Raw genomic sequence first — 19093 nt, 5'->3', positions numbered from 1 at the left:
GGCCGGCCGCCGCAGCCGCGTCGAACGCAGCCGTGACAAAGAGGCCGGGCCAGCGCGCCCGGCCTCGTCGTTTCCGGGGGCGGGGCGCGGCCAGGCGGGTTCGTGGGGCGTCGACACCCGACCGCCGCGGCGCACCCGCCGCCGATGAAGCGATCGGCTACGGCGCCCGGGCCGCGTTCAGCCGATCTGCTCGAGTTCTTCCTGCACGGCGAGCCAGTCGGCCTCGACCGTATCGAGCCGAGTCGTGACTTCGCCGAGCTTGCGGATCGCGTCGGTCAGCTCCGTCTTGCGCGCGGCCTCGTAGCTCGCCGGATCGGCGACGAACGCGTCGAGGCGCGCTTTCTCCGCGTGCAGCGTTTCCATTTCCTTTTCGAGCTTCGTGATGCGGTTCTGCAGCGGCTTTTTCAGTTGCGACAGCCGCTGGCGTTCCTCGGCGGCCAGGCGTTTCTGATCCTTGCGGTTGATGCCCGGATCGGCGCCCGCGGCTGCCGCGCTGTCGGCCTTCGCGGCCGCGCGTTGCTCGGCCGCATGCTGCAGCAGCCAGTCGCGGTAGTCGTCGAGGTCGCCGTCGAACGGCTGCAGCCGGTGCTTCGCGACCAGCATGAACTGGTCGGTCGTCGCGCGCAGCAGGTGGCGATCGTGCGACACGAGGATCAGCGTGCCTTCGAATTGCGCGAGCGCCATCGTCAGCGCGTGGCGCGTTTCGAGGTCGAGGTGGTTCGTCGGTTCGTCGAGCAGCAGCAGGTTCGGCTTTTGCCAGATGATCAGCGCCAGCGCGAGGCGGGCTTTCTCGCCGCCCGAGAACGGCCCCACCGGGCTGGTCGCCATGTCGCCCGAGAAATTGAAGCCGCCGAGGAAGTCGCGCAATTCCTGTTCGCGCGTGTCGGGTGCGAGCCGCGCCAGGTGCGCGAGCGGCGAATCGTCCTCGCGCAGCGTTTCGAGCTGGTGCTGCGCGAAATAGCCGATCGTCAGCCCCTTGCCGTCGCGCACGTGCCCCGACAGCGGCGCGAGCGTGCCGGCCAGCGTCTTGATCAGCGTCGACTTGCCTTGGCCGTTCGCACCGAGCAGGCCGATGCGCTGGCCGTTCTGGATCGACAGCGCGACGCGCTCGACGATCGGGATGTCCGTTCCGTCGTCGGCGTGGTAGCCGCAGCGGACGTCCTCCATCACCATCATCGGGTTCGGCGCGGCGTCGGGCGTGCGGAATTCGAACGTGAACGGCGACGCGATGTGCGCGGGCGCGATCAGCTCCATCTTCTCGAGCGCCTTCATCCGGCTTTGCGCCTGCTTGGCCTTGGTCGCCTTGGCCTTGAAGCGGTCGACGAAGCTCTGCAGGTGCTCGATCGTCTTCTGCTGCTTTTCGTAGGCGCTTTGCTGCAGCGCCAGTTGCTGCGCGCGCAGCACCTCGAACTGCGAGTAGTTGCCGCCGTAGCGCTTCACCTGGCGATTTTCCAGATGCAGCGTGACGTTGCAGATCGAATCGAGGAACTCGCGATCGTGCGAGATCACGACGAGCGTGCCGGCGTAGCGGTGCAGCCAGTCTTCGAGCCAGACGATCGCGTCGAGGTCGAGGTGGTTCGTCGGTTCGTCGAGCAGCAGCAGGTCGGAGCGGCACATCAGCGCCTGCGCGAGGTTCAGGCGCATGCGCCAGCCGCCGGAGAAGCTCGCGACGGATTCGCGCGTTTGCGCGAGCGTGAAGCCGAGGCCGAGCAGCAGCGCTTCGGCGCGGGCCGGCGCGGTGTAGCCGTCGGCATCGGCGAACGCCGCGTGCGCGTCGGCTTCGGCCGCGCCGTCATGCGCGGCCGACGCGGCGGCGATACGCGCCTCGATCTCGCGCAGCGCGGTGTCGCCGTCGAGCGTGTAGTCGAGCGCCGAGCGGTCGACCGCGGGCGTTTCCTGCGACACGTGGGCGATCCGCCACGACGGCGGCATCGAGAAATCGCCTCCGTCGGAATGCAGCTCGCCGCGCAGGACGGAAAACAGCGTCGACTTGCCGGCGCCGTTCGCGCCGATCAGGCCGGCTTTCTCGCCGGGATTGAGCACGAACGAGGCCGACTCGAACAGCGGCTTGGTGCCGCGCGCAAGGCTGAACTGATTGAAACGGATCACGGCGGAAATGGCTGGCCAAAACCGCTATTCTAGACTGCGCGCCGCGTGCGTCGGGCATCGGCCGATCGGCGGATGCCGCAACGGCGCAATTTCGCCTAGACTCCACGTCGATCCGGTTTCGTAAAAGGAGTGCCCGATGTCCACCCTGTATTCGTTCAGCGCGGAGACGCTCGCCGGTGCGCCGGTATCGCTCGACGTGTATCGCGGCAAGGTGCTGCTGATCGTCAATACCGCGAGCGAGTGCGGTTTCACGCCGCAGTACGCTGGCCTGCAGAAGCTGTACGACCAGTACGCGGCGCGCGGCTTCTTCGTGCTCGGCTTCCCGTGCAACCAGTTCGGCAGGCAGGAGCCGGGCGACGCCGCGCAGATCGGTGCGTTCTGCGAGCGCAACTACGGCGTCACGTTCCCGATGTTCGCGAAGATCGACGTGAAGGGCGACCATGCGCATCCGCTGTATCGCTACCTGACCGACGAGGCGCCCGGCATTCTCGGCCTCAAGGCGATCAAGTGGAATTTCACCAAATTCCTGATCGACCGCGAAGGGCGCATCGTCAAGCGCTACGCGCCGTCCACCAAGCCCGAAGAAATCGCCGCGGACATCGACAAGCTGCTTTGACGGCGACGCGCGGCATGCGCCGCGGCCGTTACAGGATCGGCGCGAACAGCCGCGCGACGTGCATCGCGATGCGCCGCCAGGCGGGCGACCGACGGTATTCGTCCGCATCGACCTCGTATGCCTGCGCGAAGTCGGCATCGAGCATCGTTTCCACCTCGTCGGCGAACGCGCGATCGACGGTCATGACCATGACCTCGAAATTGAGGCGGAACGAGCGGTTGTCGAGATTCGCGCTGCCGACCGCCGCCGCGATGCGGTCGATCAGCACGACCTTCTGGTGCAGGAAGCCGGGCCGGTAGCGGAACACCTTCACGCCCGCATCGACGAGCTCGCGTGCGTAAAGCTTCGACGCCTCGAACACGACGTAGTGATCGCGCCGGCTCGGGATCAGGATGCGCACGTCGACGCCGCGCATCACGGCGAGCTTCAGCGCGCAGACCACGGCTTCGTCGGGCACGAGGTACGGCGTGGTGATCCAGACCCGTTCGCGGGCGGCATTGATCGATTCGACGAAGAACAGCGAGCCGGTTTCCTGCTTGTCGGCCGGCCCCATCGGCACCGCGAGGCAATGCATGCCGTCGCCAGGCTGCGCGGGCGGCGGCAGCGCGATGGGCGGCAGCTTCTGCGTCGCCCAGTGCCAGTCTTCGGCGAACACGTATTGAATACTCGCCACCACGGGGCCGCGGATCTCGATGTGGGTGTCGCGCCATGGCGACAGCCGAGAATTCGCGCCGAGATATTCGACGCCGACGTTGTGGCCGCCGACGAACGCGCGATTGCCGTCGACGACGACGATCTTGCGGTGGTTGCGGAAGTTCAGCTGGAAGCGGTTGACGAATTTCCGGTTGGTCGCGAACGGATGGACTTCGACGCCGCCCCGGCGCAACGCGTCGACGTAGCGGTGCGGCAGGTCGAAGCTGCCGATGCTGTCGTACAGCACGCAGCAGCGCACGCCGGCCGCCGCACGCGCGAGCAGCGAGTCGCGCAGCATCCGGCCGAGCGCGTCGTCGCGCACGATGAAGAACTGGACGAGCACGTAGTCGCGCGCGGCGTCGATCGCCGCCAGGATGGCCGAGAACGTCGCGTCGCCGTTGACGAGCGTGCGCACCGAATTGCCGCCGAGGAACGGCATGCCGCCGAGCCGCGTGAGCGCGAGCACGGCGGCCTGTCCCAGCGCGTCCGCGGCCGGCCCGTCGGTCGCGTCGGCGGTGCGCCACGGCGAGCGAGGCGTGTGCGTGCGCAACATTTCCAGCTCGTGGCGCCGGGCGTCGACGTAGCCGGAGAATTTGCTGCGGCCGAGGAACAGGTACGGAACGAGCGTCAGGTACGGCATGGCCGTGAGCGAGACGGCCCACGCGATCGCGCCTTGCGACGTGCGCGTGTTCATGATTGCGTGGCACGCCGCGACGATCCCGAGCACGTGGATGATCAGGATCAGGGTGCCGAGATGTAGCCAGTCGAGGGTCATGAGTGCGTAAAGAACTGCCGAGGGACTGCCGGGAGAGCTCCCGAAGGGATTCCGCAGGTCGTGCGGCCGGGCAGCCGCCTACGCGCATCTTACCCAACCGTACGGCGCAACGGTGCGCCGCACGGCGGATGGCCCGCACACGCTCAGGCCTTGCGCGGCAGGTCCGATGCCTGGATCAGGAACACCGCGTCGTCGCCCGCGCTGGTGGGCAGCCACGTGAGCTCGAGGCCGCCGAACGCCGCTTCGACGTTCTCGCGTTCGTTGCCGATCTCGACGACGAGCACGCCGTCGTCATGCAGCCAGCGGTGCGCGTCGGCGACGATGCGCCGCACGATGTCCATCCCGTCGTCGCCGCCGGCGAGCGCCATTTCCGGCTCGTGCCGGTATTCGGGCGGCAGCGCGGCCATCGACGTGGCATTGACGTACGGCGGGTTCGTCAGGATCACGTCGTAGCGCGAGCCGGGATCGGTGCGGAACGCGGGCAGCGGGGCGTAGAGGTCGCCGCGGTGCAGCCCGATGCGGTCTTCGAGGCCGTAGTCGCGCACGTTGATTGCCGCGACTTCGAGCGCCTTGTCCGACAGGTCGACCGCGTCGATCTCCGCGTTCGGGAACGCGCTCGCCGCGAGGATTGCGAGGCAGCCGGAGCCGGTGCACAGTTCGAGCACCGCGCCAACCTGCTCGGGATCGGCGACATACGGCTGCAGCCCGTCGTCGAGCAGTTCGCCGATGAACGAGCGCGGCACGATCACGCGTTCGTCGACGTAGAAGCGGTGGCCGTGCATCCATGCTTCATGCGTGAGGTACGCGGCCGGCACGCGATCGGTCGCGCGTCGTTCGATCACCGCGAGCACGGCCGCGATTTCGTCGGGCAAGAGGCGCGCGTCGAGGAACGGTTCGAGCGTGTCGAGCGGCAGGTCGAGCGTATGCAGCACGAGGTAGGCCGCTTCGTCGTACGCGTTGTCGGAACCGTGGCCGAACGCGAGCTTCCCTTTCGAGAAGCGCGTGACCGCGTAGCGCAGCAGGTCGCGGACCGTGGCAAAAGGTGTCGTCATGCGAGGCTCCGTCAGGCGATCAGTTGTTCGAGCACGCGTCGGTACACGTTCTTCAGCGGGTCGACGAAGCGCAGCTCGATGTGCTCGTCGATCTTGTGGATGCTGCCGTTCGGCGGGCCGAACTCGATCACCTGCGGGCAGATGCGCGCGATGAAGCGGCCGTCCGACGTGCCGCCCGTCGTCGACAGCTCGGTCGTGATGCCGGTCTCGGCGCGGATCGCGGTTTCCAGCGCGCCCGACAGTTCGCCGCGCGGGGTGAGGAACGGCAGGCCGCTCACCGACCACTTCAGCGTGTATTCGAGGCCGTGCTTGTCGAGGATCGCATGCACGCGGGCCTGCAGGCCCTCGACCGTGCTCGCGGTCGAGAAGCGGAAGTTGAACAGCAGGTCGGCGTGGCCGGGGATCACGTTGGTCGCGCCGGTGCCGGCGTGCAGGTTCGACACCTGCCAGGTGGTCGGCGGGAAGTATTCGTTGCCGGCGTCCCACTGCTCGGCGGCGAGCTCGGCGAGCGCCGGCGCGAGCAGGTGGATCGGGTTCTTCGCGAGGTGCGGATACGCGATGTGGCCTTGCACGCCCTTGACGACCAGTTCGCCGGACATCGAGCCGCGGCGGCCGTTCTTGACGACGTCGCCGAGCTCGGCCGTCGACGTCGGTTCGCCGACGATGCAGTAGTCGAGCCGCTCGCCGCGTGCCTGCAGCAGCTCGACGACCTTCACGGTGCCGTCGGTGGCCGGGCCTTCCTCGTCGCTCGTGATCAGGAACGCGATCGCGCCGCGGTGGCCGGGATGGGCCGCGACGAATTCCTCGGACGCGACGACGAACGCCGCGAGCGACGTCTTCATGTCGGCCGCGCCGCGGCCGTACAGCTTGCCGTCGCGATGGGCGGGGATGAACGGCGGCGAGGTCCACTGTTCGAGCGGGCCGGTCGGCACGACGTCGGTGTGGCCCGCGAACGCGAGCAGCTTGCCGTCACGGCCGTCGGTGCCGCGCTTGACGGCCCACAGGTTGGTCACGCCGTGCGACGCGATGGTCTCGCATTCGAAGCCGAGCGCGGCGAGGCGCTCGGTCATGATCTGCTGGCAGTGCTGGTCGTCGGGCGTCACGGACGCGCGGGCGATCAGCTGTTCGGTAAGGGCTAGGGTGGCGGACATGGTTCGGACCACTTTCGATAAAAAATGCCGGCGCGGTGGCCGGCAGCGACAGGGCGTCGGGCCAGCGCAAGCCCGTTATTAGCGTGAACAGGCCCGCCCGCAGGCGCGGCGCGGGCGGCCCTATGCGGCAAACAGCGCCGCGTATTGGTCGGCCGCGAAGCCGAGCGATTTCACGCGGCCGTTGACGACGAGCACGGGGCGCTTGATGACCGACGGCTTGTGGATCATCAGCGCGACCGCGCCGGTCTTCGTTTCGGCGGCCGCCTTCATCGCGTCGTCCAGGCCGCGCCACGTCGTGCCGCGCTTGTTCACGAGCGCGTCGAGCGACACGTCCTTCAGCCAGTCTTCGATCAGCGGCGCGCTGACGCCGAGCTTCTTGAAATCGTGGAATTCGAATTCGACGCCGTGATCGTCGAGCCACACGCGGGCCTTCTTCACGGTGTCGCAGTTCGGAATGCCGTAGACGACCACGGTGTGCGGCTTCGCCATCAGTCGCCTCGCAGCAGCTCGTTCAGGCCGACCTTCGCACGCGTCTTCGCGTCGACCTTCTTGACGATCACCGCGCAGTACAGGCTGTGCGAGCCGTCCTTCGACGGCAGGTTGCCGGCGACGACGACCGAGCCGGCCGGGATGCGGCCGTAGCTGACCTCGCCCGTCTCGCGATCGTAGATCTTCGTGCTCTGGCCGAGGTACACGCCCATCGAGATCACCGAGTTTTCCTCGACGATCACGCCTTCGACGACTTCCGAGCGCGCGCCGATGAAGCAGTTGTCCTCGATGATGACCGGGTTCGCCTGCAGCGGCTCGAGCACGCCGCCGATGCCGACGCCGCCCGACAGGTGCACGTTCTTGCCGATCTGCGCGCACGAACCGACCGTCGCCCACGTGTCGACCATCGTGCCTTCGTCGACGTACGCGCCGATGTTGGTGTACGACGGCATCAGCACGACGTTCCTCGCGATGAACGAACCGCGGCGCGCGATGGCCGGCGGCACGACGCGGAAGCCGCCCGCGGCGAAATCCTCGGCCGTGTAGTTCGCGAACTTCGACGGCACCTTGTCGTAGAACTGCGAGTAGCCGCCGGCCGGCATCGGCGCGTTGTCCTCCAGGCGGAACGACAGCAGCACGGCCTTCTTCAGCCACTGGTGGACCGTCCAGTTGCCGTCGATTTTCTCGGCGACGCGCAGCGCGCCCTTGTCGAGTTGCTCGATCGCGTGAGCGACGGCCTCGCGGACGTCGGCGGGCGCGGCCTTCGGCGACAGCTCGGCGCGGTTTTCCCAGGCGGTATCGATGATTTGCTGAAGTTGTTGCGACATGTTCGTTTTCGCAGGAGATGGATGGAATTGATCGGGATGGACGTCTTACCGCGCGAGAGCCCGGCAGAAATCGACGATGCGTTGCGCGCCCTCGACGCATTCGGGGGTGCCCGCGACGAGCGCGATCCGGATGAAATCGCGGCCCGGGTCCGCGCCGTGCGCATCGCGCGCGAGGTACGAGCCGGGCAGAACCGTCACATTATAGTCGGCGTACAGGCGGCGGGCGAACTCAGTGTCCGACAGGCCGGTGCGCGACACGTTGGCCCACAGGTAGAACGCGGCGTCGGGCAGTTTCACGTCGATCACGTCGGCGAGCATCGGCGTGACCGTATCGAACTTCTGCCGGTACAGCGCGCGGTTTTCGCGCACGTGCGCCTCGTCGTTCCACGCGGCGATGCTCGCGTGCTGCCACACCGGCGACAGCGCGGCGCCATGGTACGTGCGGTACAGCAGGAATTTCCTGAGCAGCGCGGCGTCGCCGGCGACGAAGCCCGAGCGCATGCCCGGCACGTTCGAGCGCTTCGACAGACTCGAGAGCATCACGAGGCGCTCGAAGCCGCGGCCGAGGCGGTGCGCGGCCTCGAGGCCGCCGAGCGGGGGCGCGGCTTCGTCGAAATAGATTTCCGAATAGCACTCGTCGGACGCGATCACGAAACCGTGGCGGTCGGACAGCGCGAACAGCTCGCGCCAGTCGTCGAGCGTCAGCACGGCGCCCGTCGGGTTGCCCGGCGAGCACACGTACAGCAGCTGCGTGCGCGCCCACACGTCGTCGGGCACGGCCGCGTAGTCGCACGCGAAGTTGCGGGCCGGGTCGCTGTTCGCGAAATAGGGTTCGGCACCGGCCAGCAGCGCCGCGCCTTCGTAAATTTGATAGAAAGGATTCGGACAGAGTACGATCGCCTTCTTGCCGTCCGCGGTCAGGCGCGTGTCGATCACGGTCTGCGCGAGCGAGAAGAGCGCCTCGCGCGAGCCCGACACCGGCAGCACCTGCGTGGCCGGATCGACGGCCGGCAGCCCGTAGCGGCGCTCGAGCCAGCGTGCGATCGACGTGCGCAGCGCGTCCGAGCCGGCGGTGGCCGGATACGACGCGAGGCCGTCGAGCGCGGCCACCACGGCGTCGCGGATCAGCGCCGGCGTCGCGTGTTTGGGCTCGCCGATGCCGAAGCTGATCGGTTTCAGGTCGCCGGAAGGCGTCACGTCCTTGAACAGGGCGCGCAGCTTTTCGAAGGGATAGGGCTGGAGCGAGTCGAGTCGAGGGTTCACGGGCGAAGCGGCCATCGCGGCCGGTTGGAGCGAAAGAAGCGGCGGGCGCGCCGCGCGGCTGCGAGCGGCGCCTCGGGCGCGCGGGTCGCAGCGGATGATTATAGCGTGACGGAATGCGGTCACGGCCTGCCGGCGCGGCGGCCGGGGCCGCTCGAATAAAGGGTATCGAACCAATTGACGTCCTCGTCCGCCTAAAGGCGGAGGATTCCCACACCTGGCGATGCACGTCCGCATCGGAGAATGTTCAGCGCAGCGTTGATATCACGATCATGTTCGACACCACAGTCACTGCAGGTCCACTCTCTTATTCGCAGTCCCGCGATACCTTTCGGCCGCGTCGTGCTGTCTTGCGACCCGCACGACGAACAGGACTGGGTCGAACCGCTTTCGTCGACTTCCTCGAACGTGGCCCCGTGCGCGATCGCTTTGTAGCGGAGCTTGTTTCGGAAGGACGACCAGGATGCGTCGTAGACGCTCTTCGCCATCCTGGTTCTGGCAAGTTTGACGGCAGATACGTCGCCGACAGCGATGTAATCGAAACGCCGCACCAGATCGAGCGCGAGCTTATGCTGGAAATCGGCACGGGCATTCGCGACCTTGGCGTGCAACTTCGCGATATGACGCTTGTGCTTTCGCGCCCGTTGCGCTTTCGCCAGCTTTTCCGCCGCCCGTCGACCGAACTGTTCATTGGGCAGCTTCTCGCCGGTCGAAAGTGTGGCGAAGTCTTTCAGACCGAGATCGATGCCGACGCCGGAACGGATCGGGCGGGCCTGCACATCGGGCATCTCGATCACGATGTTCAGGAACCAGTTGCCGCGCGCATCCTGCGCAAAGTTGGTCCCGTCCTTGATCTTGCCTTCGGGAAGCGGTCGGCTGTTGAACACGCGAAACGTGTTGCCGGCGAAACGGAACGCGTCACCCTCGCGCTTCAGGTCACGGCCCTTCAGCGGCACCCAGCCCAGCGATTTCCTGCCGCGATAGCGCAGGTAGGGCCGTCGGTGCTGACTGCGCGACTTCGCATATTGCTCGCACGTCGCGTTGATCGTGCCGGAGTGGATGCCGAGTTCCTTGCTGCTCCCCGTCGTCAGCACGTTCAGATCGAACCCCGTCGGCCACTTCTTGCTCCACTTGAGCGCGTGCTTCTGCGTGTCATTGCAGAAGTTCCAGACGTAGTTCACCGCGCGGCTCTGCTTGTTAAGCAGTCCGTTGAGCGATTTCACCCGGTAGCGGTAGACAAGGATCATGCCGGTGATCCTAACCTGTGGGAAAAGCTGCCTGTCAACAGCACGCCTTTCCTTCCCGCCATCAATGGCGGGGTTTCTCGGAGCAAATTCTGATGAACAACGCGGTACGCGGCAGCCTGCCGACGCTGGCCATCCTGATCGGCGCGTCGGTATGGGGCCTGATCTGGTATCCGCTGCGGATCCTCGCGTCGCTCGGCGTGACGGGCACGCTGGCGAGCGCGCTGACGAGCCTCGTCGCATTCCTGTTCGTGATCGTCGCGCGGCGCCGCACGATCGCGACGCTGCGCTGGCACTGGGTGCTGCCGGGCATCGCGGTGACGGCCGGCGTGACGAACCTCGGTTTCGTGTGGGGCACGATCCACGGCGAGGTGCTGCGCGTGATGCTGCTGTTCTACCTGACGCCGGCCTGGACCGCGATCTACGCGCACTTCCTGCTGCGCGAGCGGCTGACCTGGGCCGGCGCGGGGCTCGCGGCGCTGTCGATCGGCGGCGCGATGCTGATGCTGTGGTCGCCGGCGCTCGGCTTGCCGCTGCCGGCCAACCCGGCCGAATGGGCGGGCCTCGCGGCCGGCCTGAGCTTCGCGATGAGCAACGTGCTGGTGATCAAGGCGAGCCGCGAGCTGCCTGACATGCGCGCGGAAATGCGCACCGCGACGCTGTTCGGCGGCGCGGCCGTGTTCGGCGCGATCGCGTCGCTGTTCGAGGGGCTGCCGGCTGCGCCGGCGAGCGGCCAGCTTGGCGTGGCCGCATTGATCATCGCGGCGATCGGCGTGACGATGGCGTCGAACAACCTGCTCGTCCAGTACGGACTCGCGCGCGTGCCGGCGAACCGTGCATCGATCATCATGCTGTTCGAGATCGTGATCACCGCGCTGTCCGCGTGGGTGTTCGCGAACGAGCTGCCGAGCGCGCGCGAGTGGGCGGGCGGCGCGTGCATCGTGCTGGCGACGCTGCTGTCGAGCCGGGTCCATCGTGCCGCGCCGGCGCCGGACAAACCCGACGCCGGTCGGGACGGCGCACGCGCGATGGTATGATGGACGCCGTTTGCGGGGCCCAACGCTGGATGCGCGCGGCCCCGTTTTTGAATTCCGGGGCGCGTGGCGCGCAGGGGCTCTCCGGCCCCGCGCCGTGCGGCCCCGTCCGTCTCACACCTTCTTCACATCCGATACCGCCGTGCGTCTGAGCTCGATCAAACTCGCTGGCTTCAAATCCTTCGTCGATCCCACGCATTTCCAGGTTCCGGGCCAGCTCGTCGGCGTGGTCGGCCCGAACGGATGCGGCAAGTCCAACATCATCGATGCCGTGCGCTGGGTGCTCGGCGAGTCGCGCGCGTCCGAGCTGCGCGGCGAATCGATGCAGGACGTGATCTTCAACGGTTCGACCGCCCGCAAGCCCGGCAGCCGGGCCAGCGTCGAACTGATCTTCGACAACTCCGACGGCCGTGCGGCCGGGCAGTGGGGCCAGTACGGCGAAATCGCCGTGAAGCGCGTGCTGACGCGCGACGGCACGTCGAGCTACTACATCAACAACCTGCCGGCGCGCCGCCGCGACATCCAGGACATCTTCCTCGGCACGGGCCTCGGGCCCCGCGCGTACGCGATCATCGGGCAGGGCATGATCGCGCGGATCATCGAGGCGAAGCCCGAAGAGCTGCGCGTGTTCCTCGAGGAAGCCGCCGGCGTGTCGAAGTACAAGGAACGCCGCCGCGAAACCGAGAACCGTCTGCACGACACGCGCGAGAACCTGACGCGCGTCGAGGACATCGTCCGCGAACTCGGCGCGAACCTCGAAAAGCTCGAGGCGCAGGCGGTGGTCGCGACCAAGTACAAGGAGCTCGTCGCCGACGGCGAGGAGAAGCAGCGCCTCTTGTGGCTGCTGCGCAAGAACGAGGCCGCGGGCGAGCAGCAGAAGCAGCAGCGTGCGATCGAACAGGCGCAGATCGACCTCGAGGCGCAGACGGCGAAGCTGCGCGAAGTCGAGGCGCAGCTCGAGACGCTGCGCGTCGCGCACTACTCGGCGAGCGACGCGATGCAGGGCGCGCAGGGCGCGCTCTACGAGGCGAACGCCGAGGTGAGCCGCCTCGAAGCGGAAATCAAGTTCATCGTCGAATCGCGCAATCGCGTGCAGGCGCAGATCGCCGCGCTGAACGCGCAGCGCGAGCAGTGGCGCGCGCAGGCCGAGAAGTCGCAGGACGAGCTCGAGGAAGCCGAAGAGGCGCGCGCGATGGCCGACGAGAAGGCCGCGCTCGCCGAAGACAACGCGGCCGCGAAGCACGATGCGCTGCCGGCGCTCGAAGCGAAGTGGCGCGACGCGCAGGCGCAGCTCAACGACGAGCGCGCGCGGATCGCGCAGACCGAGCAGTCGCTGAAGCTCGAAGCCGCGCACCAGCGCAACGCCGACCAGCAGCTCCAGCAGCTTCAGCAGCGCCACGAGCGCCTGAAGAGCGAAGCGGGCGGGCTCGACGCGCCGGACGAGACGCAGCTCGAAGAGCTGCGCATGCAGTTGGCCGAGCAGGAAGAGATTCTCGCTGAAGCGCAGGCACGCCTCGCGGACGCGCAGGAAACGGTGCCGCGCCTCGACGGCGAACGCCGTGCCGCGCAGGAGCGCGTGCAGGCCGAAGCCGCGCAGATCCACCAGCTCGAGGCGCGCCTCGCCGCGCTGAAGCAGCTGCAGGAGAACGTGCAGACCGAAGGCAAGGTGCAGCCGTGGCTGGACAAGCACGAGCTCGGCGCGCTGCCGCGGCTGTGGAAGAAGCTGCACGTCGAGGCTGGTTGGGAAGCGGCGCTCGAGGCCGTGCTGCGCGAGCGCCTCGCCGCGCTCGAAGTGTCGAATCTCGACTGGGTGAAGGCATTCGCGGCCGACGCGCCGCCCGCGAAGCTCGCGTTCTACGCGCCGCCCGCGGCCGGCGAGCCGCCCGCCGCGGCGGCCGGGCTGCGGCCGGTGCTGTCGCTCGTGCGCATCGACGACGCCGGTATCCGCGCGGTGCTGAACGACTGGCTCGGCAACGTGTACGTCGCCGACGACGTCGCGCAGGCGCTCGCCACGCGCACGCAGTTGCCGACAGGCGGCGCGTTCGTCGTCAAGGCCGGCCACATCGTCACGCGCGTCGGCGTGCAGCTGTACGCGGCCGATTCGGAGCAGGCCGGGATGCTGGCCCGCCAGCAGGAAATCGAAAACCTGACGCGCCAGGTGCGCGCGCAGGCGCTGCTCGCCGACGAGGCGCGCACGGCGGCCGTGCGGGCGGAAGCCGCGCACACGCAGGCCACGCAGGCGCTCGGCGACGTGCGCGCGCAGGCCGAGCGCGCGACGCAGCGCGTGCATGCGCTGCAGATGGACGTGCTGAAGCTCGCGCAGGCGCACGAGCGTTATACGCAGCGCAGCACGCAGATCCGCGAGGAACTCGAGGAAATCGGCGCGCAGATCGAGGAGCAGCGTGCATTGCGCGCGGAGTCGGAAGCGAATTTCGAGCGCTTCGACGGCGAGCTCGCGGAACTGCAGGCGCGCTTCGAGGACAACCAGCTCGCGTTCGAGTCGCTCGACGAATCGCTGACGCAGGCGCGTCAGGAAGCGCGCGACCTGGAGCGCGGCGCGAACGACGCGCGCTTTGCCGCACGCAACGCGGCGACCCGCATCGACGAACTCAAGCGCACGATCCAGGTCGCGCACGAGCAGAGCGAGCGCGTCGCCGCGTCGCTGGAAGACGCGCGCGCCGAACTCGAGACGATCAACGAGCAGACCGCGCACACGGGCCTGCAGGACGCGCTCGAGATTCGCGCGGTGAAGGAGGAAGCGCTGCAGGCCGCGCGCATCGAGCTCGACGACCTGACCGCGAAGCTGCGCGCGTCGGACGAGCAACGGCTCGTCGCCGAGCGTTCGTTGCAGCCGCTGCGCGACCGTATCACCGAGCTGCAACTGAAGGAGCAGGCCGCGCGCCTGTCCGTCGAGCAGTTCGCCGAGCAGCTCGCGGCCGCCGAGGTCGACGAGGCCGCGCTGGCCGCGAAGCTGACGCCGGATCTCAAGCCGTCTTACCTGCAGGGCGAAGTCACGCGCCTGAACAATGCGATCAACGCGCTCGGGCCGGTGAACATGGCCGCGCTCGACGAGCTGAAGGCCGCGAGCGAACGCAAGGTGTTCCTCGATGCGCAGTCGGCCGACCTGATCGACGCGATCACGACGCTCGAGGACGCGATCCACAAGATCGACCAGGAAACCCGAACGCTGCTGCAGGGCACCTTCGACGAGGTCAACCGTCATTTCAGCGATCTGTTCCCGCGCCTGTTCGGCGGCGGGCAGGCGAAGCTGATCATGACGGGCGACGAGATTCTCGATGCCGGCGTGCAGGTGATGGCGCAGCCGCCGGGCAAGAAGAACGCGACGATTCACCTGCTGTCGGGCGGCGAGAAGGCGCTGACCGCGACCGCGCTGGTGTTCGCGATGTTCCAGTTGAACCCGGCGCCATTCTGTCTGCTCGACGAGGTCGACGCGCCGCTGGACGACGCGAACACCGAGCGTTTCGCGAATCTCGTGCGCGCGATGTCCGACAAGACGCAGTTCCTGTTCATCTCGCACAACAAGATCGCGATGGAAATGGCGCAGCAGCTGATCGGCGTGACGATGCAGGAGCAGGGCGTGTCGCGGATCGTCGCGGTGGACATGGAAACCGCCGCGGGTTTTGCCCAGAATTGACGTTTGACGAAACCGGACCGCGTTCGCGCGGCGCATGGCGCCCGTTCGCGGTCCCGACGAAAAAGAATTGCTGATGGAGCGTGCATGGACGAGTTGACACTCGGTTTGATCGGCGCGGGCGCCGTCGTGGTGGGCGGCGTCGTGGTCTACAACGCATGGCAGGGCGCGAAAGTGCGGCGCAGGATGCCGCGCCCGATGCCGGAGGAAGCGGCCGAGGCGATGAACCGCCCCGAGCGCGACGAAGAGCCGCCGTTCATCGAGCCGGTGCGTCAGCCGGTGCGTCGCGAGCCCGCGGCGCCGGTCTCCGCGGGTACGGCGGCCACGGCCGAAGCCGCGCGCGTCGAGCCGACCTTTGGTGCAGCCGCGGGCGGCGTCGCGCCGGCCGATACGCCGGCCGACCTGCAGGCCGAGGCGACGGGCGTCGACACGTCGGCCCAACCGACCGAACCGGCCGCGGGCGAGGAAGCCGTGCCCGCCGCCACGCACGAGGCGGCGGCCGAGCCGACCGAGCCGGTGTTGCCGGCCGCGACGACGATCTCGTCGGCGCCGCCCGCGATCGTCGATCGCCGGATCGACTGCATCGTGCCGATCCGTCTCACTGGGCCGCTGCCGGGCGACAAGATCCTGCCGGTCGCGCAGCGGCTGCGCCGCGCGGGCAGCAAGCCCGTGCACATCGAAGGCAAGCCGGAAGGCGGCCAATGGGAGCTGCTGCAAAACGGCGTGCGCTACGAAGAGCTGCGCGCGGCCGCGCAGCTCGCGAACCGCGGCGGCGCGCTGAACGAGCTCGAATTCTCCGAATTCGTGACGGGCGTCCAGCAGTTCGCCGATGCGATCGACGGCGCGCCGGAATTCCCGGACATGATGGAAACGGTCGCGATGGCGCGCGAGCTCGACGCGTTTGCCGCGCAGTGCGATGCGCAACTGTCGATCAACGTGATGTCGGACGGCGCGCCGTGGTCCGCGAACTACGTGCAGGCGGTCGCGTCGCAGGACGGGCTGCTGCTGTCGCGCGACGGCACGCGCTTCGTGAAGCTCGACGCGAAACAGAATCCGGTGTTCATGCTGCAGTTCGGCGATACGAACTTCCTGCGCGACGACCTGACGTACAAGGGCGGCAACATGATCACGCTGGTGCTCGACGTGCCGGTGGCCGAAGAGGACATCCTGCCGTTCCGGCTGATGTGCGATTACGCGAAGTCGCTGTCCGAGCGGATCGGCGCGCGCGTCGTCGACGATTCGCGCCGGCCGCTGCCGGAGTCGACGCTGCTCGCGATCGAGCAGCAGTTGATGAAGCTGTACGCGAAGCTCGAGGAAGCCGGCATTCCGGCCGGTTCGCCGGTCACGCGCCGCCTCTTCAGCCAGTAACGCGATCGCGCGGACGGCGGCCCCTGGCGCCGTCGTTCGTCGCCGCGGCGCACACCGCTCGGTGTGCGCCGCAGCATGCCATCGGGCCCGCATTGCGCACCCCGCCGCGGCGTCAAACTGAGATAATCGGACATCCGATTTTTTCAGAACGAATCTGCCGCCAGCATGGCCCGAACCCAAGCCGAACCGCCAGCCAGCCAGCCCGACGCGCGCGCCGCGTGGTTGCGCGACCAACTCGAGCGGGCGAACCACGCCTATTACGTGCTCGATCAGCCGGATCTGCCCGACGCCGAATACGACCGGCTGTTCCGTGAGTTGCAGCAGCTCGAAACCGACCATCCCGAACTCGTGACGCCCGATTCGCCGACGCAGCGCGTCGGCGGCGAAGCGGCCGGCGGCTTCACGCCGGTCGTCCACGATGCGCCGATGCTGTCGCTGAACAACGGCTTCGCCGACGAGGACATCGTCGCGTTCGACAAGCGCGTGGCCGACGCGCTCGCCAAGACGACCGATCTCGCCGGCTCGGTGACGGACCCCGTCGAATACGCGTGCGAACTGAAGTTCGACGGCCTCGCGATTTCGCTGCGCTACGAGCAGGGCGTGTTCGTGCAGGCGGCGACGCGCGGCGACGGGACGACCGGCGAGGACGTGACCGAGAACGTGCGCACGATCCGCTCGATTCCGCTGAGGCTGAAGGGCAAGCACGTGCCGGCCGTGCTCGACGTGCGTGGCGAGGTGCTGATGTTCAAGCGCGATTTCGCGCGCCTGAACGAACGCCAGCGCGCGGCCGAGCAGCGCGAATTCGCGAACCCGCGCAACGCGGCGGCCGGCAGCCTGCGCCAGCTCGACTCGAAGATCACCGCGCAGCGGCCGCTGTCGTTCTTCGCATACGGGATCGGCGTGCTCGACGGGATGCCGATGCCCGACACGCACAGCGCGCTGCTCGACTGGTACGAGTCGCTCGGCCTGCCGGTGAACCGCGAGCGCGCGGTCGTGCACGGCGCCGAAGGCCTGCTCGACTTCTTCCGCAAGGTGGGCGAGAAGCGCGAGTCGCTGCCGTACGACATCGACGGCGTCGTCTACAAGGTCAACCGGCGCGACGAGCAGGAGCGCCTCGGTTTCGTGTCGCGCGCGCCGCGCTTCGCGCTTGCACACAAGTTCCCCGCGCAGGAAGCGCTGACGAAGCTCGTCGCGATCGACGTGCAGGTCGGCCGCACCGGCGCGATCACGCCGGTCGCGCGTCTCGAGCCGGTGTTCGTCGGCGGCGCGACCGTGACCAACGCGACGCTGCACAACGAGGACGAAGTGCGCCGCAAGGACATCCGGATCGGCGACACCGTGATCGTGCGCCGCGCGGGCGACGTGATTCCGGAAGTGGTTGGCGCGCTGCTCGACCGGCGCCCGGCGGATGCGGCGGAATTCGTGATGCCGACCGAATGCCCGGTGTGCGGCTCGAAGATCGAGCGCCTGCCGGACGAGGCGATCGCGCGCTGTACGGGCGGGCTGTTCTGCCCGGCGCAGCGCAAGCAGGCGCTGTGGCATTTCGCGCAGCGCCGCGCGCTCGACATCGACGGCCTCGGCGAGAAGATCATCGATCAGCTCGTCGAGCTGAATCTGGTGCGCACGCCGGCCGACCTGTTCAATCTCGGCTTCGCGACGTTGGCCGAACTCGACCGGTTTGCCGAGAAATCCGCGCAGAATCTGCTCGATTCGCTCGAGAAGGCGAAGCATACGACGCTCGCGCGCTTCATCTACGGGCTCGGCATCCGCCATGTCGGCGAATCGACCGCGAAGGATCTCGCGAAGCATTTCGGCTCGCTGACGCCGATCATGGACGCGTCGATCGAGGAACTGCTCGAAGTCAACGACGTCGGGCCGATCGTCGCCGAGTCGATTCACCAGTTCTTCGCGGAAGAGCACAACCGGACCGTGATCGAGCAGTTGCGCGCGCCGGGCAAGGTCACGTGGCCCGAAGGCCCGCCCGCGCCGAAGGCGCCGCAGGGCGTGCTGGCCGGCAAGACGGTCGTGCTGACGGGGACGCTGCCGACTCTCACGCGCGATGCGGCGAAGGAGATGCTCGAAGCGGCGGGCGCCAAGGTGGCCGGTTCGGTGTCGAAGAAGACGGATTACGTGGTCGCGGGCGCCGAAGCCGGCAGCAAGCTCGCGAAGGCCGAGGAACTCGGCATCCCAGTGCTGGACGAAGACGGTCTGCACCAACTCCTGGAGGGCAATACGCCATGATTCGCGAGATCCTGAAGATGGGCGATCCGCGCCTGCTCGAAATCGCCCAACCGGTCGAGCGGTTCGATACCCCCGAGCTGCACGAGATCGTCGCGGACATGTTCGAGACGATGCATCACGCGAACGGCGCTGGGCTGGCCGCGCCGCAGATCGGCATCGGGCTGCAGATCATCATCTTCGGCTTCGGCAACAACAACCGCTATCCGGACGCGCCGCCGGTGCCCGAGACCGTGCTGATCAACCCGAAGATCGAGTACCTGCCGCCGGACATGGAAGAGGGCTGGGAAGGCTGCCTGTCGGTGCCGGGCATGCGCGGCGTCGTCAGCCGCTACGCGAAGGTGCGCTACAGCGGTTACGACCAGTTCGGCCAGAAGATCGATCGCGTCGCCGAAGGATTCCACGCGCGCGTGGTCCAGCACGAATACGATCACCTCATCGGCAAGCTGTATCCGATGCGGATTACCGACTTCACGCGCTTCGGCTTCACCGAGGTGCTGTTCCCGGGGCTCGATCCGGCCGACGACGACTGATCGTCCGCGCTTTGCGCGGAAACGAAAAAGCCCGCGCAAGCGGGCTTCGTCA

14 protein-coding genes are annotated in these 19093 nt (G+C 67.9%); 6 read left to right on the top strand and 8 right to left on the bottom strand.

Annotated features, from left to right (window positions below; translation table 11 throughout):
* Window positions 1-177 precede the first annotated feature (177 nt).
* On the bottom strand, window positions 178-2109 hold the full coding sequence (locus tag CFB52_RS10420; RefSeq protein WP_099316532.1) for an ATP-binding cassette domain-containing protein: 1932 nt from the start codon (window positions 2107-2109) through the stop codon (window positions 178-180).
* A gap of 136 nt (window positions 2110-2245) precedes the next feature.
* Between CFB52_RS10420 and CFB52_RS10415 the strand changes: the two genes are divergently transcribed.
* The gene (locus CFB52_RS10415) at window positions 2246-2725 is read left to right on the top strand and encodes a glutathione peroxidase (protein ID WP_089464919.1); all 480 of its coding nucleotides are present in this window, start codon (window positions 2246-2248) and stop codon (window positions 2723-2725) included.
* Between the two features lie 28 nt (window positions 2726-2753).
* Here CFB52_RS10415 and cls read toward each other — a convergent pair whose 3' ends face one another.
* From cls to CFB52_RS10380, 7 genes are all read right to left on the bottom strand, one after another.
* Complete coding sequence (gene cls / locus CFB52_RS10410; protein WP_060010433.1) at window positions 2754-4193, bottom strand: cardiolipin synthase; 1440 nt, start codon at window positions 4191-4193, stop codon at window positions 2754-2756.
* A gap of 143 nt (window positions 4194-4336) precedes the next feature.
* The gene (prmB, locus tag CFB52_RS10405) at window positions 4337-5245 is read right to left on the bottom strand and encodes a 50S ribosomal protein L3 N(5)-glutamine methyltransferase (protein WP_099316531.1); all 909 of its coding nucleotides are present in this window, start codon (window positions 5243-5245) and stop codon (window positions 4337-4339) included.
* Window positions 5246-5256: 11 nt separating this feature from the next.
* A complete protein-coding gene (dapE, locus tag CFB52_RS10400; RefSeq protein ID WP_060316822.1) occupies window positions 5257-6396 on the bottom strand; it encodes a succinyl-diaminopimelate desuccinylase in 1140 nt (379 codons plus the stop codon).
* Between the two features lie 120 nt (window positions 6397-6516).
* Window positions 6517-6885 carry an ArsC family reductase gene (locus tag CFB52_RS10395; protein WP_034207673.1) on the bottom strand — a complete coding sequence of 123 codons (369 nt, stop codon included), beginning with the start codon at window positions 6883-6885 and terminating at the stop codon, window positions 6517-6519.
* Window positions 6885-7712 carry a 2,3,4,5-tetrahydropyridine-2,6-dicarboxylate N-succinyltransferase gene (dapD, locus tag CFB52_RS10390; protein ID WP_059573688.1) on the bottom strand — a complete coding sequence of 276 codons (828 nt, stop codon included), beginning with the start codon at window positions 7710-7712 and terminating at the stop codon, window positions 6885-6887. Before dapD ends, CFB52_RS10395 begins: the two co-directional genes overlap by 1 nt.
* 45 nt (window positions 7713-7757) lie before the next feature.
* Window positions 7758-8990, bottom strand: coding sequence for a succinyldiaminopimelate transaminase (gene dapC, locus CFB52_RS10385; protein WP_099316530.1), 1233 nt, complete (start codon window positions 8988-8990; stop codon window positions 7758-7760).
* Between the two features lie 176 nt (window positions 8991-9166).
* Complete coding sequence (locus tag CFB52_RS10380; protein WP_059573690.1) at window positions 9167-10219, bottom strand: RNA-guided endonuclease TnpB family protein; 1053 nt, start codon at window positions 10217-10219, stop codon at window positions 9167-9169.
* A 92-nt stretch (window positions 10220-10311) separates the two neighbouring features.
* Here CFB52_RS10380 and CFB52_RS10375 point away from each other — a divergent pair, with 92 nt between their 5' ends.
* The 5 genes from CFB52_RS10375 (at window position 10312) to def (ending at window position 19041) form a co-directional block, all read left to right on the top strand.
* Window positions 10312-11253: a DMT family transporter gene (locus CFB52_RS10375; RefSeq protein ID WP_099316529.1), complete on the top strand. Its 942-nt coding sequence runs from the start codon at window positions 10312-10314 to the stop codon at window positions 11251-11253.
* Window positions 11254-11392: 139 nt separating this feature from the next.
* The gene (gene smc, locus CFB52_RS10370; RefSeq protein WP_060316802.1) at window positions 11393-14905 is read left to right on the top strand and encodes a chromosome segregation protein SMC; all 3513 of its coding nucleotides are present in this window, start codon (window positions 11393-11395) and stop codon (window positions 14903-14905) included.
* A gap of 84 nt (window positions 14906-14989) precedes the next feature.
* Window positions 14990-16270 carry a cell division protein ZipA C-terminal FtsZ-binding domain-containing protein gene (locus CFB52_RS10365; RefSeq protein WP_099316528.1) on the top strand — a complete coding sequence of 427 codons (1281 nt, stop codon included), beginning with the start codon at window positions 14990-14992 and terminating at the stop codon, window positions 16268-16270.
* Window positions 16271-16435: 165 nt separating this feature from the next.
* The gene (gene ligA, locus CFB52_RS10360) at window positions 16436-18511 is read left to right on the top strand and encodes an NAD-dependent DNA ligase LigA (RefSeq protein WP_099316527.1); all 2076 of its coding nucleotides are present in this window, start codon (window positions 16436-16438) and stop codon (window positions 18509-18511) included.
* Window positions 18508-19041, top strand: a complete 534-nt coding sequence (gene def, locus CFB52_RS10355; protein WP_059573695.1) for a peptide deformylase — start codon at window positions 18508-18510, stop codon at window positions 19039-19041. Before ligA ends, def begins: the two co-directional genes overlap by 4 nt.
* Window positions 19042-19093 lie beyond the last annotated feature (52 nt).

The sequence above is a fragment of the Burkholderia sp. AU18528 genome (genome assembly GCF_002223215.2).
In the GTDB taxonomy this organism is placed as follows: domain Bacteria; phylum Pseudomonadota; class Gammaproteobacteria; order Burkholderiales; family Burkholderiaceae; genus Burkholderia; species Burkholderia semiarida.
Note: the sequence above shows the minus strand (reverse complement) of the source record. Positions and strands in the feature narration are given on the sequence as shown.